Origin of the sequence: Mucilaginibacter sp. SG564 (assembly GCF_013149275.1) — a bacterium.
GTDB lineage: Bacteria > Bacteroidota > Bacteroidia > Sphingobacteriales > Sphingobacteriaceae > Mucilaginibacter.
In genome coordinates, this window is sequence record NZ_JABGNA010000003.1 from 389,626 (window position 1) to 403,800 (window position 14,175).

A 14,175-nucleotide genomic window follows, 5' to 3' on the forward strand; every position below is an offset into this window, starting at 1 on the left:
CACCAACAAAGTGCGGGGCGTGAGCATTAAATTTTTACTTCGAAGATTATTTTAAATAAAAATCTTCTTACCGCCCGTTGCTGGTGTTGTCACCAACAAGCATAATTATTTTTCATAAAGCTCCAACGGTAAACCATCCGGATCGGCAAAAAAGGTGAAACGTTTACCGGTAAATTCGTCTATGCGAATAGGCTCTGTAGTAATGCCATTAGCTTGTAAACTATCAATCGCTTCATCAATATCATCAACCTCAAAAGCCAGGTGACGCAACCCAGCGGCTTCGGGGCGTGATGGCCGGGCAGGTGGCTCGGGGAAGGAGAAAAGCTCGATCTGGTATTGGTCGCCCACTTCCAGATCGAGTTTATAGGATTGCCGCTCTTCGCGGTATACTTCTAATAATATCTTGAAACCCAGTATCTCGCTATAAAAATGCTTCGACTTTTGATAGTCGGAACAAATAATAGCGATATGATGTACCCGGTTCAGTTTCAGCATTATTCGCCTAATATGGAGTGTAGCACGTTGCTGTGAACCATTTTCAGGTCGGTAACATGACCAAACGGAACTTCGTCAACAGTAAGCGAGCCATTGTTCACGGTACCCAGCAAGCTGAATTCTACATCGCTGGTAGCCATAAATTCAATAAAGCGCTCTTGCTCTTCGGGAGCTACGGTTACCACTACCCTGCCTTGTGCTTCGCCAAACAGGAAGGCATCTTTACGGATCTCATCATCAGTTTCGATATCAAAACCTAAGCCGTTTGGCATAGATGACTCTAACAGGGCGATGTATAGGCCACCATCGGCAACATCATGTGCCGATTCGATCACACGGTGTTGGATGAGCCCTTTAACAGCCTGCTGTACCTCGTATTCCTGGTCGATATCAAAATGCGGTGCAGGTGCTTTTAGTATTTTGTGCCATGAAGCCAGGTACTGTGATGAAGCGATATCATTAACCGATTCGCCGATTAGGTAAATCAGGTCGCCGGGCTGTTTAAAGTCGGCGGTCATGATGTTCTCTACATCGTCCATTACGCCCAGCATACCAATGGTTGGTGTCGGGAATACCGAACCACCATCTGCCGACTGGTTGTAAAAGCTTACGTTACCACCAGTTACCGGGGTTTCGAACTTACGACAGGCATCGCCCATACCTTTTATGGCGCTTACAAACTGCCAGTAAACCTCTGGGTTATAAGGGTTACCAAAGTTTAAGCAGTTGGTAATAGCCACAGGCTCGCCACCGGCACAGACAATATTACGTGCAGCCTCGGCAACGGCAATGGAGGTACCTTTATAAGGATCGGCATATACGTAGCGCGAGTTGCAATCTGTGGTTAACACAATGGCTTTATCAGTATCCTTAACCGCCACAACGGCTGCATCGCAGGCCAGGTTGGCGGTCATGGTTTGTACACCTACCATGCTATCGTACTGATCGGTTACCCAACGTTTTGAAGCCAGGTTAGGATGTGCAGCCAGGTGCTCGGCCACTTCAATCAGGTTTTCAGGCTCCTTAACATCATCGATGTTGAATTTTTGGTTCTCGGCAAAGTAAGCAGGCTCACGGTATTCGCGCTGATAAACCGGTGCACCGCCACCTAAAACAAGGTCGTCGGCAGGTACGTCGGCAACCAGTTCGCCGTTCACAAAATATTCCAGGCGTTTGGTATCGGTTACCTCGCCTATTACGGCGCAATTCAGATCCCATTTGTCAAAAACAGCCTCTACATCCTTTTCGCGACCTTTATGAACCACAATCAGCATACGCTCCTGTGATTCGGACAGCAAAATTTCGTAAGGCTTCATATGATCCTGGCGGGTTGGTACTTTATCCAGGTGGATACGCATGCCATGCTCGCCTTTGGCGCTCATTTCGGAGTTGGAGCAGATGATACCGGCAGCGCCCATATCCTGCATACCTACTACGGCACCGGTTTTAATTACTTCTAAGGTAGCTTCCAGCAACAGTTTTTCCTGGAAAGGGTCGCCTACCTGTACGGCAGGAAGATCATTTACAGAATCGGCAGTGATATCTTTAGATGCGAAAGCCGCGCCATGGATACCATCTTTACCGGTTGCAGAACCTACTATATAAACTGGATTGCCTACACCGTAGGAGGTTGCCGAAACGGTTTCGCCCGCTTTTACAATACCTGCCGACATGGCGTTAACCAGCGGATTTACATTATAACAATCGTCAAAAAACAGCTCGCCGCCTACGGTTGGGATACCGAAAGCGTTACCGTAATGACTGATACCTTTTACCACGCCTTTTACCAGCCATTTGGTTTTATCCAGGCTCAGATCGCCAAAACGCAGGGAATTCAACTGCGCTATAGGGCGTGCGCCCATGGTGAATATATCCCGGTTGATACCGCCCACGCCGGTAGCAGCGCCCTGGTAAGGCTCCAATGCTGATGGGTGGTTATGCGATTCGATCTTGAAGGCGCAGCCGATGCCATCGCCAAGGTCAACCAGGCCGGCATTTTCTTCACCAGCCTTAGCCAGCATCCGCGGACTATCCTTAGGCAGTGTTTTTAGCCAGGTGATAGAGTTTTTATAGGAACAGTGCTCGCTCCACATTACCGAGAATATAGAAAGCTCGGTAAAGTTGGGTACGCGGCCCAATATTTCTTTTATACGTTCAAATTCTTCGGGTAATAAGCCTAAATCTTTGGCGGTTTCAACGGTGGTTAATTCCTGGTGCTCCAATGTACTATTGTTTTATTTGAAAGGATGCGCAAAAGTAGGAAAAAAGGCTGAAAGCTGAAAGGTAAAAGGCGAAAGGTTTTGGACGGCGTGGGGTTCGGGTTACGGGTTGCGAGGTTTGGGTGACGGAATGGTTAGTTTACTTTCTTCACCTGAAAATGAAACCTGTAAAATTCAAATCGTAAGAACTTTTTAAACCATCGATTTTAACATTTTTTTACTCAAAAACGAATGAAAAACCGATCAAAAACGATTTAAAATTTGATTAAAAGCATCAACTTTAACGCTTTTAACAAATTTTTGATGGTTTTTAAAATTTTAAAAAGTATTAAATAACTGACATTTAAATAGCGATATACCAAATGGTCGGTTTTTGTTGCTTTTTTTGAAAAGGGTAATTCTGTTTTTCAAACGGGATAAAAAGCCGGGCTGGTTCATTTAAATGTTCGGGGAACAGCAATGGAGGGATATATCTATTTAACCTGATGGTGCAGTGATATCACCGCACCACCAGGCCAATAATCAGAACAACTTAAACTCCATAAGTGCTCGTCAGGAACTCTTTTAGCCCTAATGTTTTCCTTCCAAGCAGTTTTTCCAGATCGCTTCGGCGGGTATCAAACTCTCCTTTGGCTATTGCCGTTCCGAACCCTGCCAAAAATGAAGCGTTTTCCCGGGGAACGCCAGCCTTTACCAATTCATCTACATAAGTTTCTGCATCAGGTTTATGATATTGGATGTTTTTGCCCGTAATCTCGGAGATCATTTGCGCGATATCTTCAAATGAATAGGTTGTATCGGCAGCCATGGCATATGCTTTATTTTCGTGTCCCGGGGTTGTCAACACAACCGCTGCTGCTTCGGCCATCTCTGTCCGGGCAACAAAAGGTGTTTTACCGTCCCCGGCGGGGAAGAAAATGCCATTTTCCAAAACCTTATCGCCTAAAAACAAAGGAATCACATCGGCATAAAGTGTATCGTTTAACAGCGTATAAGGAATACCCACTTCCTGAAGGTAGTTGGCCGTATCGCGATGAATATGGCTAACGTAGGGAATAGCAGTTTCATCAAAGCTTTTAATATCTATACCCGTATAAACGATATGTTTAACGCCATTTTCTTTAGCCGCATTGATAACGTTTTTATGCTGAACAAGCCTATCCACCATTTCGTTGGAAGAAATAAGCAATAGCTTGTCGACACCCCGAAGGGCATTTTTAAGCGAATCGTAATCATTATACTGACCGATTTTTATCTGAACGCCTTTATCTTTTAAATGTGCTGCCTTGTTTTCATCCCTTACCAAAGCGGCAATTTCATGAGCCGGAATACCTTTATTTAAAAGCGATTCGATTGTCGCGTTTCCTAAATGTCCTGTTGCACCTGTTACTAAAATCATCATTTGTATACTTAGAATTAATACTTATTTTTGTTTGTTACACAAAGTAACTAATAATGATTTCAAAAAGTAACTTGTTACCTTTTGGTAACTATGAAAATAGTGGTAACCTTTACGTGACTAATGGATAATAAAGCAGAAATTAACCCCTGCCCGTTTACGGCAACCATCGCTTTAATTGGGGGGAGATGGAAAACAATCATCATCTATTTATTGCTGGATCATACCAGGCGCTTTGGTGAAATAGCAGCGCGAATGCCTTCTATTTCGAGAAAAGTATTAACCGAACAGCTGAAAGAACTGGAAAGTGACGGATTAATTAACCGGAAGCAATACAAAGAAATTCCACCCCGTGTAGAATATTCGCTAACGGAGCTGGGCCAGAGCCTTAAGCCAATATTATCTGATATGGCCGTGTGGGGGCAGGAAAAACTATTGGATACGATGTAATATCATATTTTTTGTTCGTTCAGAAGACTCTGGGGTCCTCTGCGAGAGCCCTGAGGAGACGAAAAAGTTTGTTTACATCTGCTCAGACATTCCCATAAAGAAACATTTAGCCTGTGGTTGTTGTTATCAAAGTAACGCTTTATCAATACTATATCTCATAATTAAAACTATGGCAAAAAGTAAATTACTGAGGATGGACAACATCGGCATTGTTGTGGAATCTCTCGATGACGCTATCGCTTTTTTCACGGAAGTGGGCTTAAAGCTCGAAGGACGGGCCACCGTTGAAGGTGAATGGGCCGGTCGCGTTACCGGACTGGGCGATCAACGTGTAGAGATTGCTATGATGGTTACTCCCGATGGCCATAGTCGGCTCGAAATTTCGAAATTTATAACCCCGCCTACTATTGCAGATCACCGGACTGCCCCAGTGAACGCGCTCGGTTATTTACGCGCTATGTTCACTGTTGAAGATATCGACGAGCTGGTACCCAGGCTCATCAAGCATGGCGCCCAGCTTGTTGGCGAAGTGGTTAAGTACGAGAATTCCTATAAACTTTGCTACGTTCGCGGAGCCGAAGGATTGCTGATTGGTTTGGCAGAAGAACTCTAATCGCAAGCCTTCTGCCCGAACCGGGCCGAAAACATTTATCTTTGATCCAGGCCATCAATCAGCCCAAACAAATGGAAGCATTAATCTCCTTATTTACCAAAAACTTGGGGCTAAACATGGATCATTTCCAGGCGTTTGCTGCGGAGTTGAAAGTAAAAAACCTAAAGAAAAAGGAACACCTCATTCGTGAAGGCTCGGTTTGCAATTTTATTGGATTTGTATCATCCGGGATGTTTAGGTCCTATATCCGGAATAATGACGAGGAGTTTAATAATGATTTTTATTTCGAGCATGATTTTGTAAGCGCCTATACCAGTTTTTTAACCCAGGCGCCAACCAATTGCAATATAGAGGCCTTAACCGACAGCACCATCCATTATATCAGTTACGATAAACTAAATAAACTCATCGGGCAGGACAATGCCTTTCTGGAACTGGGCAAATATGTTTCCGATACTTACTTTATCAGGAAATGCAGGCGGGAAACATCTTTCTTAAAACATTCGGCAGCGGAACGGCTCGAGGCTTTATCGTCCCTTTATCCCGGGATAGAGCAGCGGGTTTCGCAATACCATATAGCCTCTTATCTGGGTGTAAAACCCGAATCGCTGAGCCGCATCAAACTCTTAACATACATCAATAAATAAGCGCTTTTTTACCCGGAGCTTTACTTCAGTAATTCACTAAATATTGAAGTATGCCCATCATCAATTTAAAAGTAAGCGGCCCGGAAGACCGCATTTTGGCACAAGAACTTGTAAACGAGATCGGTCGTCTCACCAAGGAGATCCTCAACAAAAAGCCCGAAGTTACGGTAGTAGTCATATCCTTTGTACCAGATCATCTTTGGTTTGTTAATGCTGTATCGCTGGCCGAATTAAATACAAGGAGCTTTCATCTCGACATTAAAATTTCAGACTCTACCAACCTTAAAACCGATAAGGCTAATTATATTAACGCTGTACACAGCTCGTTAGCCCGTATTTTAGGAGATATCCACCCGGTAAGCTATACTGCTATACAGGAAATGAAAGCAGATGCTTATGGCTATGAGGGGTTAACCATAGAATATAAGCTGGTTACCAATCAACAAAAGCAAGCTATTTTGCCGGAGCCTATCGCTTAATAGCATATAAGTTTCTGTTTTCCAACATCCATAAAATCTTAACAAAATGAAAGCTATAAAATTACTATTCATTGCACTTCTGATAAGTATTGGGCAGGCCTACGCCCAGCAACCGTCAGATAATAAAAAGGAAATAACCGACATCATTAATAAATACACCCAAAGCGTAATTGCCAGGGATTCCGTTACTTTTTATAGTTTGTTTAATGATGGGCCGGTTACCTGGTGCGGTGCCATTAAGGGCAAATCTCAAGCCAAAGAAATAGAAAAAAGGGGCGTGAAAGCGGCCGGGAGCAATTATTTTTCGGGTAGTTATAAAGACTTTTTAAGAAGCTTGTTCCGCCTTAAATCATCCGAAGATAAGTTTGATAACATCCAAATTACGGAGGATGGAAACGTGGCGTCGGTAACTATGGATTACAGTTTTTGGGCGAATAATAAAATGACCAATTGGGGCGGCAAATACCTGGGGCTGGTGAAAAAAGATGGAAAATGGAAGATCACCAGTGTTATCTACTCCCTGGAACTTACGGAATACTTTAAACAGCCCCAGCTTAAAGAACGGCAAAAATTAACTTTACATCATGTGATAAAGTAAGCCGTTAGATGAGTCGCTCACGTACGCTACCGCAAGCGTCCCGCTTGTGGTCATCATGATGATAATATTACCTTGCTAAATACCACAAGCGGGACGCTTGCGGTGGCGGTGAGCTTAAATCCCCTCTTGAGAGGGGGCGTGCGGGATTGTGTGACAGCAGGGGTGTGTTAGTAAAGCTGAAGAACACACCCCTCCCCCCTCTCAAGAGGGGAATCGCACATTCTCTGCTTTTAAAAGTCTTCCGAACATTCATGATGCAGCCCTGCTTTAATCACCTCATTTGATTAGATTTGCTTAACCATGTTTGAGGTATTCGAAAAATATTTACGCGGCTGGGTTGAAATCACTGACGAAGAGATGGAACGCATCCGTTTAGCAAGCACTGAAAGGTCGATACGAAAATGGCAGTCGATACTGCATGATGGCGAAGTATGGCGCATCGCTTGTTTTATCACCAGCGGATGTTTCAGGCTTTACCGGTTTGGAAAAGACGGAACAGACCATACCGCGCGATTTGGTGTTGAAAACTGGTGGATAAGCGACCAGGAAAGCTATAATCACGAAACACCTTCTGATTACAACATAGAAGCATTAGCTGCAAGTAAGGTTATTATATGGACAAAGGAATCATGGGAGGAATTGAGGAATACCATCCCCGCGGTGAAGCTATTTAACGAGCGCTTGCTGGCCCGTGCATTCGAAACAAGCCAGCAGCGGATATTCTCTTTGATCAGCAGTTCGGCAGAAGAAAAATACCTGGAATTTCAAAAAACCTATCCCAGCGTATTTAATAAAGTCCCGTTGCACATGGTAGCCTCCTACCTCGGCATATCGCGCGAAACACTCAGCCGCATTCGGAAAGATTTTACTAAGCGCAAATAAGAAAGCTCCCGGACTATTCCGGGAGCTTTCTTATTATATCAATTGCTTTGATCAGGCTATCGGGTGTTTACCGTAAGCATCGCTGCCTATCTGGATCAGTTCACCCAATTGAAGGATCGTGGCTTCATCAAACCACCGGGAAACCAGCTGAACGTTGACAGGCAAATTTTCGGAACTTAAAGTTACCGGTACCGAAAGCGCGGGTAAGCCCGTAGCGTTAAAAGGCGCGGTGGCAGCCATTACATGATAAGCAGATACGGTTTTACCATCTACCACATACTCCTGCAAACCATGGCCGGTAGCCGTCATCGGGTTTACGGGCAGCAACAACACATCATATTGTACAAAGTAATTGGCAAAATGGCTTTTCAGTTGTTCTATGCCGGCTTCGGCTTTTACATAGTCGGTAACGTTAAGCAGCGGAGCATCCATAGTAGCTTTACCAATAAAATGCAGTTCCGATTCGCGGCCTTTGGTAAACTGCTCTATATAAGGCACCAGTTCGCCATACAGCAAACCGAAATAAGGGGTGAGCCAATCGGTGTTTTCCATAAAAGGCAAACGCACTTCTTCTACCTCACAACCGGCCTCTTTCAGCAACAGGGCGGTAGCTTTAATAGCGGCTGTTATCTCCGGATCAACCGGGCCAAAAGCGGTATCCGATACCCACCCTACGCGGATCTTTTGCCCGGGGATCCTGAAACTGGCAGGTTTGGCATCATTGGCGAAAATGCTGTAGCCATCAATTCCATCAGCACCATTAATAATAGAGTACCCCAGAGCCACATCTTTAACCGTACGGGCCATGGCGCCTATATGCCAAAACCTGCTCAGGGCCGCCGGGAAATGCCCCGTATAAGGCACCCTGCCATGTGTTGCTTTTAACGCGGCGATACCCGTGAATGCCGCAGGGCCACGAACAGATATGGCTACATCGCTGCCCAAACCAATAGGCGAAAGGCCGGCGGCGATCACTGCCGATTCACCACCGCTTGATCCGCCGGGGGTACGCTCGGGACTCCAGGGATTCAGGGAGCGGCCGGTAAGCAGATTATCGGATTCCCAATGCGCAGAAAACTCGGGTATATTGGTTTTCATTAAGGGGATAGCACCCGCGTTTTTCATACGGCTAACCACGGTTGCATCCCTATCGGGAATAAACCCGGCGAATATTTTGGAGCCACGTTGTGATGGTACACCTGCTGTATCTATGGCATCCTTAATAGAAAAAGGTACACCATGCAGCGGGCCTAATTTATCGCCGTTGCTTACTGCCTTGTCGGCAATGGCGGCAGATCGCAATGCCTCTTCGCCCATGAGGGTAACCACGCCATTAATGCGGGGATTTATTTCGGCTACGCGATCAAGATGGGCCTGTACAACTTCAACCGAAGTTATTTCTTTATCGCGGATCATTTGGGCCAGTGTACCGGCCTCCTGGTAGTAAACAGGATCTATTTTACTGTTTTGGGTTTTCATATACTTTCTTTTTATGTTCAGCACCCGGGCATTTTTATTGATCAGGTGCGGAACAAAAGTGGGTACCAAACGCTACCCAAAACGAAGCTATATGACACAATTTGGCGTTGACATTTGTCACAGTTTTAGCCACGGATTGTTGTTATCATTGAGCCGCCATGTATATTTGTTTACTGCATAGTGCTGTGCGACATCAGCTAAAGGCTAATTGCAACCTCAAAACCAACTATGGAAATATCCGTACAAAATTTCCTTACCGATACACAGCTCCACGCGGCTTATCAATTATGGAATGACGAATACCCAGGAAAATTACAACACCATCATATAGCTGATTTCAGCAATTACCTGGACAATCTGGCGCATAAAACATACTTCCTGTTAATTAATGAAGACGGGATTCTGATGGGCTGGTCGGCAACTTTTTTGCGCGAAGATGAGCGGTGGTTCGCAATCATTTTGAACAGCAACGTTCAAGGAAAAAAATACGGAACCAGTATATTGAATGAAATAAAAAAACACGAAAATTATTTAGCCGGCTGGGTGATAGATAAAGAAGGAGAGTTAAAGGCCGATGGAAAGCCATACGCATCACCGTTGATGTTTTATATCAAGAATGGCTTTGCCGTACATGAAGATCAGCGAATAGAATCCAATAAAATATCAGCGGTAAAAATCAGCTGGCGGGGTTAAAAGATATTGCAGAAACCCCTTCCTCCCCTTCCCCAGGGAAGGAATCGCACATTCCCCTGTTTTTAAAAAACAAAACAATATCACATTCAATTCCTCCCTCTTGACTCTTGTTTCTTGTATCTTCTTCCTCCTCTACTAAATGACATTCCTATAACGATGTATATTTGGTTTGAAGAAGATTTGGTCCGATCTTTGAATTAGATGTTTAAACATTTATTTAAAATAATCAAATGGAAATAGGAGTTGACAGCTTCGCTTCGGCGATGTACGGCAGTAAGGAATTGAGCAGTGTGGATGCCATGGAACAATTGCTTGACCGCATCGCTTTTGCCGATGAGGTTGGTCTGGATGTTTTCGGTATCGGCGAACACCATAAAAAGGAGTTCCTGGATTCGGCAACAGCGGTGATTCTGGCCGCGGCTGCGGCACGGACTAAAAATATTAAACTCACCAGCGCGGTAACGGTACTGAGCGCCGCCGATCCGGTACGGGTATACCAGAGTTTTGCCACGCTTGACCTGATATCCAAAGGCCGGGCCGAAATGGTTGTCGGCCGGGGATCGTCGGTAGAAGCCTACCCCTTGTTTGGCTTTAATCTTGACGACTATGACGCACTGTTTAGGGAAAAACTGGACCTATTATTAAAGGTACGTGATAACGAATTCGTAACCTGGTCTGGCAAATTCCGCGCGCCTATAAACAACCGCCCCGTGTATCCAAGAACATTGCAGGAAAAACTACCCATTTGGCTGGGTGTTGGCGGCACGCCGGAGTCATTCGCCCGTGCCGGAACCCTGGGATTGCCACTGATGGTAGCCGTGATTGGCGGCGAAACACACCGGTTCAGGCCATTGATCGACCTGTATCGCGAGGCAGGCAAAAGAGCGGGTTTTACCCCCGATCAGTTAACCGTCGGCCTGCATTCGCCGGGTTATGTGGCCGCGACCAATGAACAGGCCGTTGCAGATTATTACCCCGGCTACGCCGAACTGTGGACCCGGTTGGGCCGCGAGCGTGGCTGGCCACCGGTAACCAAAGCGCAGTTTGACACCCTGATAGCACCCAAAGGCGTATTAGTAGTAGGCGGCCCCGAACAGGTTGCCGAAAAACTATTGCGCCACAGCGAAGCCCTGGGTGGTGTGGATCGTTTTACCTTCCAGATGGATAATGCAGGTTTAACACATGCCCAGCTCATGAGCTCTATTGAGCTGATCGGTAAAAAAGTAATTCCGCTGGTGAATTCCAGATAAGTATGACGCGGTGATAACACCGACCATCGGCTGAAACACCTACTGTAAACTAAATAAAAGCTGTCATTTCGAACGAGGTACGAGGAGAAATCTTATACGATTAACCAGACGAACATTGCAAGGTGTAAAAAATTTCTCCTCACGCCATCTCACCACCCAAACTTGTTCGTTCGAAATGACAGATTTTTTTGACTTTTAAATTTTGAATTTTGACTTCTCCTTCCAACTCACTTCATTACCGAAAGCACCTGCACAACCGGCAGATAGGGTGTTAAAAGTTTACGGATGAACTTGCTAAAGAAAGTCGTCGCTTTTTTTTAAAGCGTTGATCACCTCATTGGTATTCAATACGGTGGCAAATTCTTCGTTTATTTGTGCCAGGGCGGTTAAATGGATGGTTTCCGCATCGTAATGTTCACCGTTGATGCCTGTTTTGGCAAAGGCGGCTGTGGCATCGGCTACTACAAAGGTGTTGTAGCCTAAATTACCGGCCATCCGGGTGGTGGTGGATACGCAATGTTCGGTGGTAAGGCCCACAATAACCAGGGTATCAATACCAGCGGCGTCCAGTTGCTGCTGCAAATCGGTACCGATGAAAGAGCTATTCACCGATTTTTTGATCACCGGTTCGCCTGGCAGTGGCTTTACAATTTCTTTGTGTGCGTTGCCCGGGTTACCTTCGGCCAGCGGGGAATTAGGGTTGGTTGAGCAATGCTGAATGTGAAAAATGGGCAAGTTGTTTGTGCGCCAATGATTAAGCAATTTACGGACGTTTGCCTCGGCGCCGGGGTTATTGCGTTCGCCGCCCCAGTAAGGAATATTATCAAAACCCTGCTGTATATCAATCAGTATCAGCGCCGGGTTGGTATTTGTTAATGTTTTCATACCTCAAAATTGCAGCTTTGGCGGCACCCGTTTTTTGCTGTGAGGCTTTATTTGTTTGTTATGATAATACCTGATGGTTACGTGCGCAACTGGGCGGAGCGCCAAACTTTTGCTTATACACTTTTGAAAAATGCGAAATATTCTCGAACCCGCTGCTATAAGCTATTGCCGATACCGGATGGCTGGAGTTTTTGAGCTGATAAGCCGCATATTCCAGCCGGCGGTTGATCTGCCATTTTACGGGTGTAGTATTAAAACGTTCGGTAAATTCCTTTTTAAAGGCGCTTACACTCCGGCCGGTTAGTTTAGCCATATCCTGCAGGGAGAGCTGCCGGTTAAAGTTTTGTTCCATAAAATAAGCCAGATCGATCTTATTTTCGCTCACCATATGTTTTAAAAACGAAACAAAGGTTTTGGAACTGTCGTTCGATAAAATTTGAAGCAATACCTGGTGGGTGATAAATTTCACGATACAGCGCGAATATTCCTGCGGATGCAAAATATGATGAATAGCCTGCGCAATGTTGGCCGTTATAAACTCGGATGTTTTAAAGATAAAGGGCAGCACATCATCGCTAGATTTTTCCTGCCTGAACTCGGGCACGTGGCTGTCCAGAAAATAATCAACAAACTCATTTTCCATAAAAATGAGCATGCTGGTATAATCATCCGACGGGAATATCTGGTAATTACCCCGCCTCCTGAACTGAATATCACCGGCCTTTAAATGCTGTACGTGGCCGCCATACCAAACATCAATAGATCCGGTTAAAACCACCTCAAGGCAATGCATGGTTTGCAAGGTATCATCACAGCCGAAGGGCCGTTTTTTATCAATAACAAAACCATACATTTCACACATGCGCAGCTTCACATGCGCATGATAACCAACCAGATCCTTAGGAATTTGTATCATCGTTACAATAAATTATACTAAGCTACGGCTTGTTGGGTTATCTTTTTAGCTTTTGGGGTAATTGTAACAAAAGGATGATAAAAGGTCGCCTACTAATTTCCTTTTGAGAGGGGAATTAGAATTAATCAGATAACTTTTGAGATAACAAAAAAGGGCAAACGAAAATATTCGCTTGCCCATGGTGGTCATCTAACGATTTCTGTCCCCCCGGAGACGCTATACAACCACCTTATTTTGAATGCCTTATTGCCATATTACTCACTTAGCTGAAAATTGATGGGGATATTGTACCGAACCCGCACCGGCTGACCGTTCTGGATACCCGGTTTCCAGGCTTTGGCCAGTTTAAGCACGCGCAGGGCTTCTTCATCAAACCCATACCCTGCGCCACGCTCAACTTTAATATTGGACAAAGAACCATCTTTCTCAATTATAAAACTCATGATTACCCTGCCTGATACCCCTTGTTCTTGTGCTACCGCCGGAAAGCGAAGATTTTTTTGTAAAAATTTCCCCCAAGCTGCCGCTCCGCCAACCGGCTCGGGCATTACTTCAAGGCCGCCGTCATTTACGTTAACTATTTCCGTATTTGAGGGTACAGTTCCGTTACCACCAGGTCCTGTTTCAGTTTTAGCAGTAGCATTATCTCCACCGGCGGGCCCTTTAATTGTTTCGGGGCCTATTGCTCCTGTGATTTCCTTAATCACAGGTGGATCAGCCGGAGGATCTGTAGGCACAATATGAGGAGTTGTAAATGCTGTGGTTTGTATTGGCGCCGAAGCTTTTACAGGAGCCGCAGGTTTTGATGCAGGTTCAGCTGGTTTAGGCTTAGCTTCCACAGGAGGCGTTATAATAGGCGGTGTATTATTAAACTCGTGAATTATAAACTCTTGCTGCTGTTTTGCCCTGAATACAAAACTTGCCACAATAAAAAGCGCCACAGCAATAAAGCTAAGCCCTATGGCTTTCGCCATGGTGCGGCCATAATTCTTTCTCAGATCATAAGCACCGTACTCTTTGTTACGATGGTCAAATACAAGGTCGAGCCACTCGGCGTTGTACAAATCAAATTTGGCAATACTCATAATTTTCAGAATTAAATTTCTTATTAAACGAATATACATATATAATATTTTACAAAACAAGAATTATTTTAAAATAATTTTCATC

At 44.9% G+C, this 14,175-nt stretch carries 15 protein-coding genes; 8 read left to right on the plus strand and 7 right to left on the minus strand.

Translation table 11 applies throughout. The annotated features are described in order from the left end of the window. Positions 1-105 precede the first annotated feature (105 nt). The 3 genes from FHW89_RS09180 to FHW89_RS09190 all read right to left on the minus strand — a co-directional run bounded on the left by FHW89_RS09180 (position 106) and on the right by FHW89_RS09190 (position 4,116). Positions 106-495, minus strand: coding sequence for a VOC family protein (locus tag FHW89_RS09180; RefSeq protein ID WP_172334729.1), 390 nt, complete (start codon positions 493-495; stop codon positions 106-108). Beyond that, a complete protein-coding gene (purL, locus tag FHW89_RS09185) occupies positions 495-2,717 on the minus strand; it encodes a phosphoribosylformylglycinamidine synthase subunit PurL (RefSeq protein ID WP_172334730.1) in 2,223 nt (740 codons plus the stop codon). The genes FHW89_RS09180 and purL overlap by 1 nt, the downstream gene beginning before the upstream one ends. A gap of 529 nt (positions 2,718-3,246) precedes the next feature. Further along, on the minus strand, positions 3,247-4,116 hold the full coding sequence (locus FHW89_RS09190) for an SDR family oxidoreductase (RefSeq protein WP_253952201.1): 870 nt from the start codon (positions 4,114-4,116) through the stop codon (positions 3,247-3,249). A 120-nt stretch (positions 4,117-4,236) separates the two neighbouring features. Between FHW89_RS09190 and FHW89_RS09195 the strand changes: the two genes are divergently transcribed. The 6 genes from FHW89_RS09195 (at position 4,237) to FHW89_RS09220 (ending at position 7,782) form a co-directional block, all read left to right on the plus strand. Continuing rightward, positions 4,237-4,563, plus strand: a complete 327-nt coding sequence (locus FHW89_RS09195; RefSeq protein ID WP_172334731.1) for a helix-turn-helix domain-containing protein — start codon at positions 4,237-4,239, stop codon at positions 4,561-4,563. Positions 4,564-4,732: 169 nt separating this feature from the next. Next, positions 4,733-5,176 carry a VOC family protein gene (locus FHW89_RS09200; RefSeq protein ID WP_172334732.1) on the plus strand — a complete coding sequence of 148 codons (444 nt, stop codon included), beginning with the start codon at positions 4,733-4,735 and terminating at the stop codon, positions 5,174-5,176. A gap of 71 nt (positions 5,177-5,247) precedes the next feature. Beyond that, positions 5,248-5,823, plus strand: a complete 576-nt coding sequence (locus FHW89_RS09205) for a Crp/Fnr family transcriptional regulator (RefSeq protein ID WP_172334733.1) — start codon at positions 5,248-5,250, stop codon at positions 5,821-5,823. Between the two features lie 50 nt (positions 5,824-5,873). Then, a complete protein-coding gene (locus FHW89_RS09210; RefSeq protein ID WP_172334734.1) occupies positions 5,874-6,302 on the plus strand; it encodes a tautomerase family protein in 429 nt (142 codons plus the stop codon). Positions 6,303-6,348: 46 nt separating this feature from the next. Continuing rightward, positions 6,349-6,900, plus strand: a complete 552-nt coding sequence (locus tag FHW89_RS09215) for a nuclear transport factor 2 family protein (protein ID WP_172334735.1) — start codon at positions 6,349-6,351, stop codon at positions 6,898-6,900. Between the two features lie 300 nt (positions 6,901-7,200). Beyond that, positions 7,201-7,782: a Crp/Fnr family transcriptional regulator gene (locus FHW89_RS09220; protein ID WP_172334736.1), complete on the plus strand. Its 582-nt coding sequence runs from the start codon at positions 7,201-7,203 to the stop codon at positions 7,780-7,782. A gap of 51 nt (positions 7,783-7,833) precedes the next feature. Here FHW89_RS09220 and FHW89_RS09225 read toward each other — a convergent pair whose 3' ends face one another. Further along, on the minus strand, positions 7,834-9,261 hold the full coding sequence (locus tag FHW89_RS09225) for an amidase (protein ID WP_172334737.1): 1,428 nt from the start codon (positions 9,259-9,261) through the stop codon (positions 7,834-7,836). Between the two features lie 228 nt (positions 9,262-9,489). Here FHW89_RS09225 and FHW89_RS09230 point away from each other — a divergent pair, with 228 nt between their 5' ends. Both FHW89_RS09230 and FHW89_RS09235 read left to right on the plus strand, forming a co-directional pair. Beyond that, complete coding sequence (locus tag FHW89_RS09230) at positions 9,490-9,954, plus strand: N-acetyltransferase (protein WP_172334738.1); 465 nt, start codon at positions 9,490-9,492, stop codon at positions 9,952-9,954. Between the two features lie 230 nt (positions 9,955-10,184). Beyond that, the gene (locus FHW89_RS09235; protein ID WP_172334739.1) at positions 10,185-11,204 is read left to right on the plus strand and encodes an LLM class flavin-dependent oxidoreductase; all 1,020 of its coding nucleotides are present in this window, start codon (positions 10,185-10,187) and stop codon (positions 11,202-11,204) included. Positions 11,205-11,498: 294 nt separating this feature from the next. Here FHW89_RS09235 and FHW89_RS09240 read toward each other — a convergent pair whose 3' ends face one another. The 3 genes from FHW89_RS09240 to FHW89_RS09250 form a co-directional block, all read right to left on the minus strand. Next, positions 11,499-12,089: a cysteine hydrolase family protein gene (locus FHW89_RS09240; protein WP_172334740.1), complete on the minus strand. Its 591-nt coding sequence runs from the start codon at positions 12,087-12,089 to the stop codon at positions 11,499-11,501. A gap of 58 nt (positions 12,090-12,147) precedes the next feature. After that, on the minus strand, positions 12,148-13,005 hold the full coding sequence (locus tag FHW89_RS09245) for an AraC family transcriptional regulator (RefSeq protein WP_172334741.1): 858 nt from the start codon (positions 13,003-13,005) through the stop codon (positions 12,148-12,150). A gap of 254 nt (positions 13,006-13,259) precedes the next feature. Next, positions 13,260-14,090, minus strand: a complete 831-nt coding sequence (locus FHW89_RS09250; protein ID WP_172334742.1) for an energy transducer TonB — start codon at positions 14,088-14,090, stop codon at positions 13,260-13,262. Positions 14,091-14,175 lie beyond the last annotated feature (85 nt).